Source organism: Streptomyces sp. 6-11-2, assembly GCF_006540305.1.
Lineage (GTDB): Bacteria > Actinomycetota > Actinomycetes > Streptomycetales > Streptomycetaceae > Streptomyces.
In genome coordinates this window covers 6,685,175-6,700,541 of the sequence record NZ_BJOR01000001.1, presented here as the reverse complement: position 1 = coordinate 6,700,541, position 15,367 = coordinate 6,685,175, and the positions used below count along the sequence as shown (strand labels likewise).

Annotated in this window: 16 protein-coding genes; all 16 read right to left on the bottom strand. The window is 69.7% G+C overall.

Translation table 11 applies throughout. The features are described 5' to 3' along the window. Positions 1-8: 8 nt before the first annotated feature. The 16 genes from TNCT6_RS29945 to TNCT6_RS29870 all read right to left on the bottom strand — a co-directional run bounded on the left by TNCT6_RS29945 (position 9) and on the right by TNCT6_RS29870 (position 15,274). Entirely contained in the window at positions 9-377 is a 369-nt protein-coding gene (locus TNCT6_RS29945; protein WP_141366929.1) for a VOC family protein, read from the bottom strand. 161 nt (positions 378-538) lie between these two features. After that, positions 539-1,480, bottom strand: a complete 942-nt coding sequence (locus TNCT6_RS29940; RefSeq protein ID WP_172633091.1) for a transposase family protein — start codon at positions 1,478-1,480, stop codon at positions 539-541. Between the two features lie 78 nt (positions 1,481-1,558). Beyond that, complete coding sequence (locus TNCT6_RS29935; protein ID WP_253266272.1) at positions 1,559-2,500, bottom strand: 3-deoxy-manno-octulosonate cytidylyltransferase; 942 nt, start codon at positions 2,498-2,500, stop codon at positions 1,559-1,561. A 34-nt stretch (positions 2,501-2,534) separates the two neighbouring features. Then, the gene (locus tag TNCT6_RS29930; RefSeq protein ID WP_253266271.1) at positions 2,535-3,086 is read right to left on the bottom strand and encodes an NUDIX hydrolase; all 552 of its coding nucleotides are present in this window, start codon (positions 3,084-3,086) and stop codon (positions 2,535-2,537) included. A 5-nt stretch (positions 3,087-3,091) separates the two neighbouring features. Next, the gene (locus TNCT6_RS29925) at positions 3,092-4,213 is read right to left on the bottom strand and encodes an adenosylhomocysteinase (protein WP_141363955.1); all 1,122 of its coding nucleotides are present in this window, start codon (positions 4,211-4,213) and stop codon (positions 3,092-3,094) included. A 31-nt stretch (positions 4,214-4,244) separates the two neighbouring features. After that, positions 4,245-5,246 carry an NAD(P)-dependent oxidoreductase gene (locus TNCT6_RS29920; RefSeq protein WP_253266270.1) on the bottom strand — a complete coding sequence of 334 codons (1,002 nt, stop codon included), beginning with the start codon at positions 5,244-5,246 and terminating at the stop codon, positions 4,245-4,247. Between the two features lie 35 nt (positions 5,247-5,281). Continuing rightward, positions 5,282-6,118 (bottom strand): aminoglycoside phosphotransferase, encoded by an 837-nt coding sequence (locus tag TNCT6_RS29915; protein ID WP_141363953.1) that lies wholly within the window; start codon positions 6,116-6,118, stop codon positions 5,282-5,284. Next, the gene (locus TNCT6_RS29910; RefSeq protein ID WP_141363951.1) at positions 6,115-6,771 is read right to left on the bottom strand and encodes a histidine phosphatase family protein; all 657 of its coding nucleotides are present in this window, start codon (positions 6,769-6,771) and stop codon (positions 6,115-6,117) included. Before TNCT6_RS29910 ends, TNCT6_RS29915 begins: the two co-directional genes overlap by 4 nt. Then, positions 6,768-7,529 (bottom strand): phosphotransferase, encoded by a 762-nt coding sequence (locus TNCT6_RS29905; protein ID WP_141363949.1) that lies wholly within the window; start codon positions 7,527-7,529, stop codon positions 6,768-6,770. The genes TNCT6_RS29910 and TNCT6_RS29905 overlap by 4 nt, the downstream gene beginning before the upstream one ends. Next, positions 7,526-8,374: a class I SAM-dependent methyltransferase gene (locus tag TNCT6_RS29900; protein WP_141363947.1), complete on the bottom strand. Its 849-nt coding sequence runs from the start codon at positions 8,372-8,374 to the stop codon at positions 7,526-7,528. Before TNCT6_RS29900 ends, TNCT6_RS29905 begins: the two co-directional genes overlap by 4 nt. 31 nt (positions 8,375-8,405) lie before the next feature. Then, positions 8,406-8,915 carry a topology modulation protein gene (locus tag TNCT6_RS29895; RefSeq protein WP_141363945.1) on the bottom strand — a complete coding sequence of 170 codons (510 nt, stop codon included), beginning with the start codon at positions 8,913-8,915 and terminating at the stop codon, positions 8,406-8,408. Positions 8,916-9,011: 96 nt separating this feature from the next. Further along, entirely contained in the window at positions 9,012-10,064 is a 1,053-nt protein-coding gene (locus tag TNCT6_RS29890; protein WP_253266269.1) for a hypothetical protein, read from the bottom strand. Then, positions 10,061-11,779, bottom strand: a complete 1,719-nt coding sequence (locus TNCT6_RS29885; RefSeq protein ID WP_141363941.1) for a carbamoyltransferase C-terminal domain-containing protein — start codon at positions 11,777-11,779, stop codon at positions 10,061-10,063. Before TNCT6_RS29885 ends, TNCT6_RS29890 begins: the two co-directional genes overlap by 4 nt. An 8-nt stretch (positions 11,780-11,787) precedes the next feature. After that, a complete protein-coding gene (locus tag TNCT6_RS29880) occupies positions 11,788-12,738 on the bottom strand; it encodes a thymidylate synthase (protein WP_141363939.1) in 951 nt (316 codons plus the stop codon). Then, a complete protein-coding gene (locus TNCT6_RS29875) occupies positions 12,735-14,582 on the bottom strand; it encodes a hypothetical protein (protein ID WP_141363937.1) in 1,848 nt (615 codons plus the stop codon). Before TNCT6_RS29875 ends, TNCT6_RS29880 begins: the two co-directional genes overlap by 4 nt. Further along, a complete protein-coding gene (locus tag TNCT6_RS29870; protein WP_141363936.1) occupies positions 14,579-15,274 on the bottom strand; it encodes an HAD family hydrolase in 696 nt (231 codons plus the stop codon). The genes TNCT6_RS29875 and TNCT6_RS29870 overlap by 4 nt, the downstream gene beginning before the upstream one ends. Between the last annotated feature and the right edge of the window lie 93 nt (positions 15,275-15,367).

Here is a 15,367-nt window from a genome sequence, read left to right as displayed (position 1 = left end):
GAACAGCGTCACCGGGCCGGGATCGGCTGAGTGAGGTTCACCGGGTTGCCGTCGGGATCCTGGATGTGGGCGACGCGCTGTCCCCACGGCATGTCGTTGGGGCCGCCGCGGACCGAGCCGCCCAGCGCCGCCACCCGGCCGAGCGTCTCGTCGACATCGTCGACACCGATGCTGAGCAGGATCCGCGGCGCCGCCCCGGTCCCCGGGTTCGCCTTGGCCACCAGCCCGAGGTCGCTGTCGCCGATGCGCAAGCCGAGGTAGAAGGCCGGGCCTTCCGCCGGTACCCGGAAGATCTCCTCAGCGCCGAACAATTTCGTATAGAAGCCGAGCAGAACGTCCTGGTCGGCAGTCACGATCACTGGCTGGATGGTGGACATGGCACTCCTGTCGAGAACGGTCGTGTCGCTGGATAGACCGTTCGAGGACGGTGAACTCATCGGCAAAACCACCCCGCCGGACGATCTACAACACAGACTGCCGCCCACGACCAGCACGAGCACCCCGAAACGAGGACACGCCACCCCGCTGACCAGCCACTTCAAGATGGCGGAGCTTCAATGTTGGTGGTCCCGGCCAGTTTCAGGGCGCCGATGGCGAGGTTGCGCCAGGTGGCCATCGCACGGGGTGCGTTGCCGGTCCGTAGCTGGGAGGCGTCCTCGGCGAAGGTGGTGTCGCGGACGTGATGCAGGGCCTCGACCTGCCAGTGGCCGCGGATCAGTCGGGCGAGTTGGGCGGGGTCGGCCTGTTCAGCGGTAAGGCTGGTGACCGCGTACACCGTCTTGACGGTGGTCTTGCCGGTCTTGCGGTCGGTGCGGCGCCGCCTGACCTGGATGGCCTGGCGGGCTGCGGGGAAGAGCAGATCGTTGACGGTGGCGACCACGCCGGCCAGGTCGGCGATCGCATCCAGCAGGGGCTCGAAGCGGGTGATCTCGTTCGTCTTCTCGCCGACATCCAGTTGCGCCAGGACCAAGCTGGTGGTGTGTTCCAGTGCGGCGAGCAGGTGGATCTTCCGGCCCTGGGCCTTGGCCGCGCCCCGCAAGCTCTTGCCATCCACGGCCAGGCCCCGAAGTCCGGCACTCGGGGTTGTATCAGGGCGGCGGTCGGCCAGCCAGCGGCCGACCGCCCGGTCCAACGCATCGCCGTCAACGCGAGCAAGCAGCCGACGTACCGCGGGCTCCGAGGGCACAAGGCGGCGCGGCAGCAGTGGATCGGGGCGAACCCCGAGGTGTTCCAGCACGTGGGCCGGCGCGTCGGCGATCCATTCGCCGACCGCCAGTAACGACGTCGCGCCAGCCAGCACCGCGCAGGCGGTCAGCGCGAGCACCACGGCCAAGGCGTGGCGCACGCCGCGCGGATCCCGCGGGTCTGGGACCTCGGCCAGCCGCTCCAGCAGGCCCAAAACCTCCTCGGGTACAAGCTGGGGGTGCTCGCGGAGCTGGTCAAGGACAGGCAGGATCGGCGATGGTTCGTCGGCAGGCACGGTCTTCCACTGGGATCACGGGGCGTAGAGAACTCCATGATCTTGGAAACCCGTGCCTGTCACGTTCGCGGAGCCAGCTCAGCAGCCAGAGCAGCACGAACCGGACACCGTCCGACTACGCCGAAGCCCTGGCCCAGGAGCTGCTGTTCGCTGGGAGTGAGAGCGGGGGCTTTCCAGAGATTGGTCACGAGTCGCGGGTGAGGTGCTTCCGTCACACCGTGCAGAACGCCCTGCGGTCCCACGCGTACTGACCGCTCCGTCGTACTGATCGAGGAGGCGCTCGGCTCGCGCCAGATCCTCCGGGGTGTCCACCGCTACACCGTCGTCCAGGACAGGAACCATGTGCACGGCGTGGCCGTGTTCGACGAAGCGCAGCATCTCCACTCCTTCGGCTCGCTCCAGGGGCCCCTGCTGGAGCTGGCGGAAGCGTTGGAGAGCTGAGCCGGTGAAGCCGTAGAGGCCCAGTTGGCGGAGGTACTTCGGGCGGTCGCCCCTCGGGTAGGGGATGGGCTGGCGCGAGAACATCAGGGCCTCGCCGCGGGCCGTGACGACGACCTTGACGACGTTGTGGTCCAGGACGGCACCGACGTCGACCAGCTCGGTGTACGCATTCACGGCGAGAGTGCCCGGCGGCGTGTACTCCAGGGCCTCGGAGACGTCGTCGATGGCGGTCGGCGAGATGAACGGCTCGTCGCCCTGGACGTTGATGTACGCCTCCGCCGGCAGGCGCTCGGCGACCTCCGCGACGCGATCGGTGCCGGTGAGGTGCTCCCCGGTGCGTATGCACTCGATGCCCAGTTGTCGGCACGCTGCTTCGATGCGCTCGTCATCGGTCGCAACGATGGCTCCGTCGAGACGTTTCGCCTCCAGGCAGCGCTGGTGGACGTGCCAGAACAGCGGCTTGTCGCCGAGGACAGCCAGTGGTTTGCCGGGGAAACGCGAAGCACCCCATCGGCAGGGTATGACGGCGATGTGCCGGCGCGGTTTGGCGCCGGTCGGTTGGGCTGTGGTGGCGGCCACGGCGTCCTCCTGGGGTCGGGGTGGAGTGGGCAGTTCAGGTGAGCAGGGCGAGCTTGGCGCGGACGGTGGGTGAAGCAGCGCTTGCGAACGGCCGCCACTCGTAGCCGTCGACCTCCTCTTCTTGAAGCGTCACCGCGTGTTCTGCACCGAGGTGGAAGGCCCAGCGGAAGTCCACGTGGTGGTGGGCGGGCTCGTTCTTCGACGGGTTTGCCTCGATGGTGTGCACGTCGATGTCGAGGGGGACGTCCTCGTAGCCGACGAGGGGGACGACGGCGCTGGGCGGGATGCCGGCCTCCTCGTGCAGTTCACGCAGGGCGGCGTCGCGCAGGTTCCGGTCAGCAGGTTCGTTGTGCCCGCCGGGCGCCAGCAGTTTCCCGGATGCCTTGTGCGCGATGTGCAGCACGAGCCGTTCGCCGTTGATGAGGATGGCGCTGCAGGTCACATGGGCGGGGAAGGTCTTGCGGCTGGTGGGGTGGTCCGTGCCGGCGAGTGCGGCGAACAGCAGGGTGAGGGACTCACGTTCGTCCGGGTGGCGGGCGAGGTAAGCCTCGGTGACAGAGCGGACGTGGTCGGTGGAGGGAGGCACCGGAGTCACCTTTCGAAGTGGCGGAGCCAGGTTCTGGCGATGGTGTCGCGGTCGGCCGCCGGCATCTCGTGCAGTCCGGGCGGGAAGCGGGCGTGGCTGAGTGCGGCGGTGGCGGCGAGTATCTCGGCCTGGACGAGGTGGATGTACGCGCCGACGGCGGCGCCGTGCACGAAGTTGACGGCACCGCCGTCGGCGAGTACGTAGAAGTAGTGGCCGGTGACCTCGTATCGCGTCAACTGGGTGCCGACTGAGATGCGTTCGTACAGGTCGTGAAGGCTGCTGAGTTCGAGTTCGTCCTCGGAAGAGGTCACCGATCCGAGGTACGCGCCGTTCCGTAGGGCGGCGAAGTCCTCATGCCGCAGGGCGTGATTGCCGGTGGCGCACAGGACGAGTTCCGCGTCGCGGACGGCCTCGGTGGTGGACGCGCTGGTGCGGAAGCCGAGGGAGTGCGCCTGCACCCGCTTGACCGGATCGCTGTCGTACACCGTGACGCGCAGGTCTTGGGCGCGCAGGGTCTGGGCGATGGCGCGGCCGATCTTGCCGAAGCCGATGACGCAGGCGTTGCGGCTGGTCAGGATGTCCCCGCGGGCGCGGACGAGGGCGTCGGTGGAGAACACGATCGACCGGCCGACGAGGTGGTCCTCGCAGTCCTTGAGCGGGGAACGGGCCACGGACACGACCGGGCACGGTAGGGAGTCGAGGGCCGCGTAGCGTTGGTGACCGTTCTCGGTGTCCTCGACGACGCCGAGGATGCGGCCGGAGAACTTGCTCACGAGGGTGTCGAGGCTCGCCGCGAAGTACCCACCGATGTCCACCAGGACGACGTCCTGGCCGCCGGCCGTGTCCTCCAGGTAGTCCAGGGCCTGTGTCTCGTCGGTGAACCGCTCCCGGGTCAGGTCGTGGACCGGCAGGGCACGGCGGACGGCGTCGAGGGTCAACTGGTGGATCGACCGGGGCTTGGGCAGTACGGCGCCGACCGTGGACACCGCGGTCATGGCGCGCAGGAACGCTGGTCTTTCCGGGAGCAGGTGCGTGATGACCAGCGTCGTGATCGTCTCGCCAGCGGGGAACTGCGCGGTGATCTGCCGGAAGAAGGCGTCCAGTCGCGCTCGCTCGGGAGTTTCCATTACCACTCCTCTCGGGCTCCGAGGCGTAGGGCTACGCGGCCCGGCTGTAGTCCGGAACCTGGGCAGCCAGCGCCTGCATGTGGGCGCGCAGTCCGCTGTGGAGGTCGACTCGCGGCTGCCAGCCGAGGACTTCTCGGGCGCGGCTGGGGTCGGCGCGGGTGAGGAGGACGTCACCGTTGCGCGCGTGGTCCTGGTGGAGCTGGATGTCGCGGCCGGTGAGGCTGGTGGCGATGTTGATCACGTCCAGCAGCGATGCGTTCGATCCGCCGCCGACGTTGATGGCACCGTGAGCGGTCGGCACGACGACGGCGGCGGCGATCGTGGCGGCGACCACGTCGTCGATGTAGGTGAAGTCGCGGCGCTGGTGGCCGTCTCCGTACAGACGCAGGGGCTGTCCGGTCAGGGCGGCGTGCAGGGCGCGATGGGTGAACATGTCGGCGCGCTGCCGGGGACCGTAGACGGTGAAGTACCGCAGGGCGACGACGCTGGGGCCGATGGCGCGCTCGGCGTAGGCGAGGCAGAGCTGCTCCTCGGCCAGTTTGGTCACGGCGTACGGGGAGGCGGGTCTCGGGCGGTCGGCCTCGAGGCTCGCGCCGCCGTCGGTCGGACCGTAGACGCTGGAGGAGGAGGCGACGACCAGTCGGGGGACACCGATGCGGGTGGAGGCTTCCAGGACGCGGTGGGTGGCCAGCACGTTGGACGCGAGATAGTCGCCGAACTGCGGTCCCCAGGAGGGCCGTACACCGGGGATTCCGGCGAGGTGGAAGACCGCGTCCGCGTCGATCAAAAGAGGGTCGATCGCGCAGTGGAGGAGGTCGGCCGTGACGTGGTGGTATCCCGGGCGCCCTCGCAGCGCAGCGAGGTTGGCGGCGGCCGAGGGGTCGGTGGACGGGTCTCGGCGGTCCACGCCGATCACGGTGGTGCCGGCCTGGACGAGAGCGTGTGCGAGGTGGGAGCCGATGAATCCGGCGGAGCCGGTCACCACGGCCCGTCGGGGGGCAGCGTCGGTCGGGGGCTGCTCGTGCTGTGGCACGGGGATCTCCAGAGAGGTGTCGTCGAAGGGGAAGGTCAGGTGAGCCGGGACAGGACGGTTCTGCCGTGCTCGCTGAGGGCGGGGTCGTTCTCCTGGTGGCCCTTGACCAGGGCCGTGGCCGCCTCGATGGCGCCGAAGGACTCCAGGAGGCGTCGTTCGGTGTCGTTCGGTGGACGCCCGTAGCCGTCGAAGAAGGCGGTGCGGAGGTGGGGTACGGCTTGCCAACGTCGGAATTCGAGCCGGGCGAAGTCACGGACGCGGGCGTCATGTCGCATGTGCTCGAAGTCGCAGATACCGAAGGTGTCGCCTATCAGCCAGTTGCGCGGCTGGTAGTCGAGATGGCAGACCGCGCTGTCCATGCGGCTGTTTCCCAGGATTGCCGCGTGGTGCTTCAGCAGGTTCTCCTCGGCCGTGTCGATCAGGTCGGTGTGGACGGCCCGGTCGATCCAGCTCTGGAAGCGCTCGGCAAGCGCTGCGCCGACGGCGCCACCCTGGGGCATGGAGGTGGCCCGGTGGAGCTTGCCGAGGACGTGGCCGGCCTCGTGATGGGCCAGTTCCTCCTCGGGTGAGCCTGGGGCCACGGTGTCCGCCCGATCGCCGCTGAGCGCGGTGAGCAGCAGGGTGAGGGTGTCGTCGTCACGGCCGACCAGCTTCGGCGCATGGCCGGTCAGGTGGGTGCTCCACGCTCCGTAGGCGTGGAGTTCCCCGGCGTACCGGTCCCGCTCCGCGTGCTGTTTGGCGATGAAGTGACGCCCGTCGACGGCCTCCAGACGCACGACCCGGGGCGGAAGCACGGCGTCCGGTGCGATCTCGACTGCGCCGAGGAAATGGTGCGCCAGTCGGATCCGGGGGTCGTCCGATGTCGCGATCACGGGGTCGGCTCCGGGGTGAGGAGACTGAGGTGCTCGGTGTCGTTGTGCCGGTCGAGCATCCAGCGGGTCTGGCCCAGGCGGTTGCGGTGGTGCTGCCAGCGGGTGATGGAGGCGTGGTTGTGGGTGAAGCCGGCCGGCGAGCCGATCGGGATGCCGAGCAGCAGGGTGTGTGCGGTGATCACCGTCTCCCCGTGGGCCGCGAAGACGATGCGCTTCCCGTGGTTCTCCTCGATGAGCTGGCTCAGGTTCCTGCTGGCGCGCTTCAGGAATCCGTTCCAGGTGTCGGAGCCATCGGCCCAGGGAGTGTCGGGATGCGCATGCGGTCCACCGTTGGCGGCCGTCTTCACCGCGTCCCAGGGCTTGCCGTCGGCATCGCCGTGGACCGGGCCGTCGAGACGGCCGTCGTGGCGCACTGGGATCTGGAGCGTCTGGGCGATGATCTCGCCGGTCTGGACGAGACGGATCCGCGGCCCGGTGTAGACGACGTCGAAGGGCTTCTTCAGGTGTTCGGTAGCCAGGCGGCGCGCGGCCTGTTCGGCCTGGGCGTACCCGAGGTTGGTCAGGCCGGTGCAGGTACGAGGGCCCCCGACGAGGCCGTCGGCGTTGCACTGGGCCTGGCCGTGTCGTACGAAGACAAGTTCGGTGGTGATCATGAGGCTCCTCGGTGGTGGAAACGGAGGGGCACGCTGTAGCGGTAGCCGTTGCGGCCGACGTACGGGGCGGTGAGCACGGCGTGCAGGCCCAGGAAGCTGTCGAGCCGGCCTCGGTCCGTCGTGCCCAGCCGGGCGTCGTGGCGTCGGGCTGCCGCGTTGTACGCGAGCAGGGCAGTGTTGACGGCTTGGTCCGTGAGCGGTCCGTAGGTCAGGTGGAGCGTCGCGATGAGCTTGGCGAGGTCGTAGCCCATCGGGGCGAGGGACAGGTCGTCGGTGTCGACGGCAACGATGTCCTGCGTGCTGGTGATGATGAAGTTCCGCGGGTTGCTGTCCTTGTAGAAGGCGCATGGTCCCTGGGCGGTCGCTTCCAGCAGGCCGAGCATCGCGTGCAAGGCCGCCCTGTTCGGCAGGTAGCCCTGCTCGTGGCGTCGCCGTAGGGCGAGCTTCCGGGGGCCGAGGTAGTCGTCGAACGTCGTGCCGTCCTGGAAGTGGTGCGGGGTGTCCAGCGACGCGGACCGCAGGTCGCTGGCCCAGGCGGCACCATGGGCGTGGCCCAGTAGTTCCGCCATGCGCGGAAGATCCTCGGGGCGCACGGAGCGGCCCTCGATCCGTTCGAACGTCAGGCTGTCCGTCTCGACGGTGTGGAGCGCAGGCTGCCGCAGTGGCTTTGCGTGCTCGTTGATCCACCGGTAGTGGCGCACAGCCCCCGTCGCGCGCTCCGGTGTTACGTAGTGCTTGGTGAACGGCGTGAGGTTCATGCCGGCCGTCCTTCGTTCGGCTGGGCGACGACGAAGGTGATGCGGGACCGGGTGGTGAGCGGCTGGTCGGGAAGGAACTCGTGCAGGGTCGCGGCCAAGGCCCCGGGGTTCCCGTACAGGCCGGGCGCGAGATCGTACTTGGGGTTGGTGGCCAGGTACTGCGCCGTGTGATCGTGGCCGTCGAAGGTGAAAACGTGCTCCTCGTCCAGGACGGCGATCACGTCGAGCGAGGAGGCGGTCAGGTCGGCGAGGTTACCGCTGTGGGCTTCGGTGTAGAGGCTCTCATGTTGGGCAGCACGCGGGTCGAGGCCGGCGGAGGCGACCAGCCGGTCCATCTCCTGGTAGCTGTCGAGGCCCTTGGTGACGAGCACGGCCAGGCCCCCGGGGGCGAGGACCCTGGCGATCTGCGCGATGACGTTCCTGGGGCGCGGCGAGTGGTAGAGGCAGAAAGCGGCGACGACGACGTCGCTCGACCCGGTGGGCAGCGGGAGTTCGTGGAAGTCGCCTTCGACGAAGTCCACCGTGGTGTCGTGCAGCTCCTTGGCGCGCTCGCGGGCTTGGGCGAGCAGGGAGGGGGCAGCGTCCAGGCCGACGACGCGCTGTGGCCGGAGCTGCTCGGCGATGACGAGGCTGCTCGTGCCGCGACCGCAGCCGATGTCGAGCACCACGCCGAGCCGGTCCGGCTGCCCGTGGTGGGTCTGCACCAGGCTGACGATCGTCTCGGGCACGGGGCGGCCGGCAGTCTTCGCACGCATCAGGGCGCTGGTCCGTCCGGCCAGCCGCGAGGCATGCCCGTACAGCTCCTGCAGCCTGGCGGGGTCCAGGAACGGGTTGGGCTCGTTCATGCCGCACCCCCTGTCCGGGGGCGCGGGCCGTTCAGGACTGCTCGGCGGCCACCTTCCGCAGCCAGCGGCGCGTCTGGCGCCGGTTGGCCAGCAGCACCACATCGGCGCCGGAGCCGAACTCCTCGATCTTCGCCATCACGCGGGGCCGCATCTTGCGCCGGTACGTGGCGACGTACTTGATCACGCCCCAGTGGATGCGGTTGTGCACCCCGTTGCCCTTGTGCCCAGCCCCGTGCCGGATCTGCCGGGAGAAGATCCCGTACAGCGCCGCCACGGTCGACACGTCCATCAGGACCACCGTGTCGCAGGCTTCGAGTCGTACCTGCAGCGTCGAGTTGTAGTTGCCGTCGATCACCCACCGCGGCTGCGCGACCAGCTCGCGCTGCGCGTCGGTGAACTTGTCCATGGGCAGCGCGTTCCACTCGTCGTCGTAGAACGCGGCGTCCAGGTGCGTCACCGGGGCGTCGAGGATCGTGCCCAGCTCGCGGGCCACGTGAGATTTCCCGCTGCCTCCGCAGCCGACGATGGCGACCTTCTTCATGGTGCTCCAGCGTAGAGAGGTTCGGGTGTCCGCCGGGCCCATCCCCGGGGACACGATCGGATGATCCAGGCGCCTTGGCCCATCGAGCGGTCTGCATCAGGCAGCTCCCTGCTCGGTCGCGTTGGTCCCGACGAGCCCGTGCAGGGCGGATTCCAGGGTGTCGACCTGCTTGGTCAGGCCGAACAGGCTCAGGCGGTCCACACACGCGGCGATCAGGTCGGCGTGCTGCTGGGTGCCAGCGATCTCGTGGAGGTAGGAGAGGCGTTCGAGTACGTCGTGGCCTGAGCGCACGACCAGCTCAGGCGGGACGAACCGGTCGGCGAAGCGGATGTCCGCCGGGGCCAGCGGCAGGCACCCAGCGAGTACGGCCTCGAAGATGCGCTGGGTCATCTGCCCGACAGCGGCGTACCGCTCGGGCAGCATGAGCACCGTGGCCAGGGACCGGCCGTAGACGCCGGCGGCGGCCTCGAACGGGATCCGGCCCACGAAGCGGACGTGCGGCCAGCGGTCGGTCTTCGTCCATTTCCCGGCGACCAGGTGATCGACGTGGGTGGCGGCCGGGGCGAAGAAGCGCTCGAAGGGCTCGTCCCGGTCGTACTGGTTGCCCACGTAGCCGAGCACGAGGTCCCGCCGCTGTGCCGCGAGGGCCACGGGGTCGGCCTGGGTGACGAGGTCCTCGGCCACGGGGAAGAGGAGGGAGCGCGCGCCGGGGGTCGGCGCGAGCGCGGCCTCGCAGACGAGGGTGTGGGCCGCACGTCGCCACACGCTCTCGGCCCGCAGGGTGCGGTCCTTGTCCCAGATCACGGTGGGCGTACGGTGCCGGACCGTGTAGTGGTTGATGAGCTGGGCCTGCCGGTGGAGGTCGCAGGTGTGCCCCTCGGTCCCGCAGAGCGTGGTGTTGCGGCCGGGGATCGCCCAGCGCCATTCCAGGAACAGGACGTCGATGGCGGGGGTGCCGTCGTCGAAGGTGTACGCGTCGCCGAGGTCGTCGCCGGCTTCGAGGCGGTCGCGGTCGGCCTGGAGGAAGACGATGTCGTGACCGCGGGCGAGTAGGGCGTCGATGAAGGGGCGACGGTGGCTGCGGCCCCCGTCCGGGGTGTCGGTGACGCCGTTGCCGAGGAAGCCCCAGAAGCTGTATCCGATCTTCACTTGGTGATCCACCGCCCTTCGAGGAGCAGGGCGTCGAGTCCGGAGTCGGCCAGGCAGTCCAGTGCCATTTCGGGTGTTCCGCAGATCGGCTTTCCCTTGACGTTGAGGGAGGTGTTGATCAGCACGGGTACGCCGGTCCGGCGGCCGAAAGCCGTCAGCACCGCGTGCATGAACGGGTTCTGCGACCGGGTGACGGTCTGCAGGCGGGAGGTGCCGTTGGCGTGCACGATGGCTGGCACGCGCTCGCGCGTCTGGTCGGTCACGCCGGAGGCCATGGACATGTACGGCGCCGGCTGGCCGAGCGTGAAGAACTCGTCAGCGCGCTCGGCCGGGACCATGGGGGCGAAGGGCCGGAACGGTTCGCGGAACTTCACGGTGGCGTTCAGGCGCTCCACGACGCCGGGCTCCAGCGGGGAGGCGAGGATCGAGCGGTTGCCCAGGGCGCGTGGCCCGGCTTCGACGGCGCCCTGGAACAGTCCGGCGATCGTGCCGTGGGCCAGCTGGTCGGCGAGGAACTCGGCGGTCTCGATGCCCAGGGTCTTCTGGCGGAGGCTGGGCCAGGGGGTGAGGTCGAGGGGCTGGTCCTCGTAGGAGGGGCCGAGGTAGCAGGTGCGGGCGATGCCTGCGACCGGGCGAGGGCTGCGCCGATCGACGTGCACGGCAAGGGCGGCACCGATCGCGGTTCCGGCGTCACCTGGTGCCGGCGGCACGAACACCTCGTCGAAGATGCCGGACTCGATGATCTTCCCGATGCTCACGCAGTTCGTGGCGACACCGCCTCCCGCGCACAGGCGCCGGGAGCCGGTGAGCACACGGGCGCGGCGGGCGAGGTGCACCATCACCTGCTCGGTCCGCTCCTGGAGGGCAGCCGCCAGATCTCGGTGGACGTCCGTGAGCGGCTCGCTCGTGTGCCGCTCGGGGCAGGTCTCGGCGACGAACCGCCGCGATGTCCTCGGGTATCCCGACGTGAGGGTGCGCGTCGGGAAGTAGCCGGAGTCGATGTGGAAGCCCGTAGCCGTCGTGCGAACGGCCCTCGCAAACAGGTGGCGGAAGCGGGCGGGCTCGCCGAGGGCGGCCAGCGCCATGACGGTGCCTTCCTCGTCGCCCCGCCGCCAGCCCAGATGCTCGGTGACAGCGCCGTACACGTACCCCAGGGAGGCCGGGTCGTTGATCGCTTCCAGTGTTCGGGCGCGGGGGCGATGAGTGCCGTGGCCGTGGGCGATGGTGGTGGTCTGCCGCTCGCCGAGGCTGTCGACCACGAGCACGGCGGCTTCCTCCCAGCCGGAGGCGGCGAAGGCGGTGAGCTGATGGGCGCGGTGGTGCAGGACCGGCGTGACGTGGGCAGAGGGGAACTGGCTGCCCAGGACACGCAGCCGCCGCCGGGTGCGCACTGCCACCTTGGCGAAGCCGTGGGCACGGGCCAGGCTCCGGTCGCGCGTCGTCGGCGAGAGCGCCATGCGCAGGGCGGCGGGCGACTCGGCGAGGTAGCGGGCCGGCTGGAAGTTGTAGGCGACGGCGTCCACGTCGGCGGCGCTCAGCTTGGCCCGGTCGAGTAGCCATCCCACGGCGCGGGCCGGGTAGAGCTTAGTGTGCTTCTGCTCGGAGAGGCGCTCCTCCTCGACGAAGCCGACGAGTTCACCGTCCATGAGAAGGGCGGCCGACGAGTCGTGGGTGTACGAGCACAGGCCGAGGACGACGGAAGGTGTGCGCTTCATGGCGGCGGTCACCTCGCCCCGGCCGTCGCGGCGCGCTCGGCCGAGCGCCGTTTCAGCTCTCCGTACCAGGCGGTGAGGGCCTGGCCGAGGGGTCCGTCGATCCTGTCGGCCGCCCGCCATGCCTGCTCGTGCTTGCCGTCCTTCCACAGCCGGTAACTGCGCAACGTCTCGGCCATCGCGTCCCAGCCGGGGTGGCCGGTCACGTCGTGAGCCTCGACCTGGTCGAGCAGGCTGGCGAAGCCCGTCCAGGGCGTTCGCAGGTCGGGCATGATCGGGCTCGCCGAGAGCGAGGTCAGCGCGTCGGCCTGCTCCACGTGTTCGTCGTAGATGTGCAGCGAGCCGATGTGCAGGTGGAACTCGCCCAGTTCCGCGTCGAGCCACCCGGCGACCAGCTCGTGCAGCACGGTGTAGAAGAACACGTCGTACGGCATGCCGATCCACACGTCCTGGCCGCGCATCATGGTCGCCATGTGCAGGCGGCCGGCACGCAGGTGGAACCGGAAACCGAGGGTGCAGGGCACGTCCTTGTGCCCTGCGGCGTCCTGGGCCGGGTCGTAGAGCTGGATCAGGGCTCGCCGGGAGTCGGGGTCCGCCTGGAGGATCTCCACGACGCGGGCCAGTTGGTCCACCTTGCCGGCCCAGTTCCGCATCCTGGGTCCGTACGCCCCCAGGAGGACGCCGTCGTCGGCGAACTGCCGCAGCCGGTCGTTGTAGTCGAAGATCCACGAGGCGTCGGATCCGGACAGGTGCCAGACCGTCTCGGCGACCGCGAAGGCCGGGTTCACGATTCGGGCCGGCGGTGCGTGGAGCAGGCGGGCGCGCGGCTGGGTGAGCAGCAGGTGCACGTCACGGACTTCGCGGGTGGCCATGCCCCGGGGGCTGACCTTCTCACCGGACTTGGCCAGCGTGACGGCGCCGGAGAACAGTTCGGCCATGCTGTCGGCGGTGAGGTGTGTCATCGGACGGATGCTCCTTCGTCCTGGGGCGACGCAGAGGCGCCCGCATCTTGGTGGATGGAATTGCCGGGCCCTGTGGCGGATGCGGCGCGGTCGGTGATGAGGCGAGCGATCCGAGCCGCGCTGTCGCCGCGCCACCGGCACACCGCGTCCAGGGCCGTCTGCGGGATCGGCGTACGCGCCTCGCGCAGTGCGGAAAGCGCTTCGGCGACGCCACCGGCGTCGTGGCACCGGGTCGCGAGACCGTGACCGGCCAGGTCCAGCGTGCGTTCGCCCGGCGGGCCGATTTCGAGGACCGGGACGCCGAGCAGTGCGGCTTCGATACCGCACGTCGAGTGCGCGCTCGCCAGGACGTCAGCGCCGGCGAGGCAGCCTCGTGCACCGACCCGGGGATCGGCCACGGCAACGTGCGGCCCGCCGTCCCGCTTCACCAGAGAGGCGTAGGCGTCGGCTCCCTGCGCCGGGTGTGGAGCGATGACGAGACCCCATTCGTCGTCCGCCTTGCCGAGTCCGTCCAGGAGGAGGTCCGCGTGGGACTTGAGGTGATCGGGGCTGAACGGCTGGCAGGCCCACACCGCGATCCGGGCGGGCGCGCGGCGGCCACCCGGAGCCAGCAGCTTCTCCAGATACCGCCGCTGCGTCTGGCGGCCCAGGCCGGCGAGTACGTCGAAGCGGGGCTGTCCGAGTACGTGCACCTCGGCGTCGGGGTGACGCACCCACGCTCGTCCCAGAGCGAGGTCCCGATCGCCCATGACGATGATGTCGCGGCTGTGCAGGGCCGGCCAGGCGGCCGATTCCGCCGTCCACGCCCCGTGCTGGACGTGAACCGAATTCGCGCCGTGTCGCTCGGCGGCGTGCGCGGCCAGCACGCCGAGGGGGCTGGTGTCGTTGCTCAGGAGGACGGTGTGCGGCCGGGTTGTCGACAGCATGTCGTCGAGCCAGCTCTCCGCCCGCACCAGGGTCCGCCACGACGGCTGTGTGCAGCCCCCGCTGGTCTCGAGTAGCACCGACAAGAGCCTTACGAGCCGTGCGAGTTGAACATCGTGGCCATTTATGTGGACGACGTACTCGTCGTCGGGCAGGTGTAGGCCCTCGGCGGTGCCGGAAGGGGTGAAGAGGTCGCTCGGAGCCGAGCGCAGCTCGATGCCCGTGACCGATCCCGCGCTGCACCGCTCTGCGGGATCGGTGGCGAGATCGAGCAGGAGACTCTTCTGCCCGTCGCGCGCCAGTTCGCTGAGAACCGGCATCAGCGTGGCAGCGTGGCGGGAGGTCCAGGACAGCGCCAGAACGTCCTGTCGTCCGAGGTTCGAGGGAAGTGGACTCGGCTCCGTGTTCGCCGTACCTGTCCGGGCGCGGTTGCGTAGCTGGGCGGAGCGGGTCGGGTTGTGCGGTGCCGCAGCACCGAGCAGGTACGCGATGCCGGACCAGGTCACGGTGTAGGCCAGGTACTCACGCGAACTGCTCGAACGCAGTCCCACGAGTCCCTCGTACGGGGCCAGGGCCAAGGGCCCCGGCGCCGAAGCGAACGGCTCCCAGGCGTTCAGGGCCAGGAGCTTGCGCACGATCTCGGCAACGAAGCGCCGCACGGGAACGTGCTGGACGTGGAGCCAGCCGGCTCCGCCCGGAGTGGAGGCCAGCGAGGCTCCGTAGTTGTCGAGGACAGCCATGGCGTCCTCAACGCAGGCGCCCAGTTCCTGCCGGTCGACGGCCGTGGCTTCCAGTTCCGCGGTGTGGACGTGGTCGGCTCTCGCGTGCGCCAGAGCGCCGCTACCGACGAGAGCCCATGTCGGCTTCCCGGCGAAGGCGGAGCGGACCAGGCCCAGACCACCAGTCGTGCGGGGACTCACACCATGCTCCTTTCGACAAGCTGCTTGGCCGGGCGGAGAAGGCACAGCAGTTCCCTGGGCGAAGCGGCCGTCTCAGGTGCGGGAGCCGTGGGCTGCCCGTATCCCCATCCAGCGTGGATATAGGCGACCCCGGCGCGTGCGGCCGACTCCTGGTCGACCGCCATGTCCCCCACGTAGACGGCCGCAGCGGGATCGACTTCCAGATCGACCAGGGCCAAGAGGAGCGGATCCGGGGCCGGCTTCGTCCGGCCTGCCCCCGCGGGCGTACGGATGGTCGCGAAGGGACACCCGAGGCGCGCGAGGAGAGGAGCCGCACGGTCGACGTGCTTCGAGGTCACCACACCAAGCCGCCAGTCGGCGGCCACGAAGGCGTGGAGCATCTCGACGATGCCGGTGAACTCCTGCGCGAGGTGCGCGCCGGCGACGGATTCCGCTTCGTACGTCCGGCGGACTGCCTCGGCGTCGGCCACGCCCAGTCGCTGCATGATGTCGCCGAACTCGCGGCCCAGGTGGCGCTCGTAGTCGTGGAACGGAAGGGTGACGCCGTGCAGCTCTTGGACCTTCCGCCACGCCATCCGCATCACCGGACGGGTGTCGAGCAGGACGCCGTCGAGGTCAAGGAGAAGAGCGTGCGACGTGTGGTCGCTCGGCGCGGGCGGAGCTGGTGGCGATTCCGAAGCGGGAACGGTCATGATCGTCCTATCTATTGATGTGGGTCTGAACTGGTCACTCGTAAGATCGGCGAGGCCCAGGGGCCCTGGGTATGGCTGTCATGGTCGAGCCGC

Coding starts and splice junctions, on each gene's coding strand:
- TNCT6_RS29900 (WP_141363947.1), bottom strand. CDS start 8,374: ATGAACGAGCCCAACCCGTTCCTGGACCCCGCCAGGCTGCAGGAGCTG.
- TNCT6_RS29885 (WP_141363941.1), bottom strand. CDS start 11,779: ATGAAGCGCACACCTTCCGTCGTCCTCGGCCTGTGCTCGTACACCCAC.
- TNCT6_RS29945 (WP_141366929.1), bottom strand. CDS start 377: ATGTCCACCATCCAGCCAGTGATCGTGACTGCCGACCAGGACGTTCTG.
- TNCT6_RS29910 (WP_141363951.1), bottom strand. CDS start 6,771: ATGATCACCACCGAACTTGTCTTCGTACGACACGGCCAGGCCCAGTGC.
- TNCT6_RS29905 (WP_141363949.1), bottom strand. CDS start 7,529: ATGAACCTCACGCCGTTCACCAAGCACTACGTAACACCGGAGCGCGCG.
- TNCT6_RS29925 (WP_141363955.1), bottom strand. CDS start 4,213: ATGGAAACTCCCGAGCGAGCGCGACTGGACGCCTTCTTCCGGCAGATC.
- TNCT6_RS29880 (WP_141363939.1), bottom strand. CDS start 12,738: ATGACACACCTCACCGCCGACAGCATGGCCGAACTGTTCTCCGGCGCC.
- TNCT6_RS29895 (WP_141363945.1), bottom strand. CDS start 8,915: ATGAAGAAGGTCGCCATCGTCGGCTGCGGAGGCAGCGGGAAATCTCAC.
- TNCT6_RS29870 (WP_141363936.1), bottom strand. CDS start 15,274: ATGACCGTTCCCGCTTCGGAATCGCCACCAGCTCCGCCCGCGCCGAGC.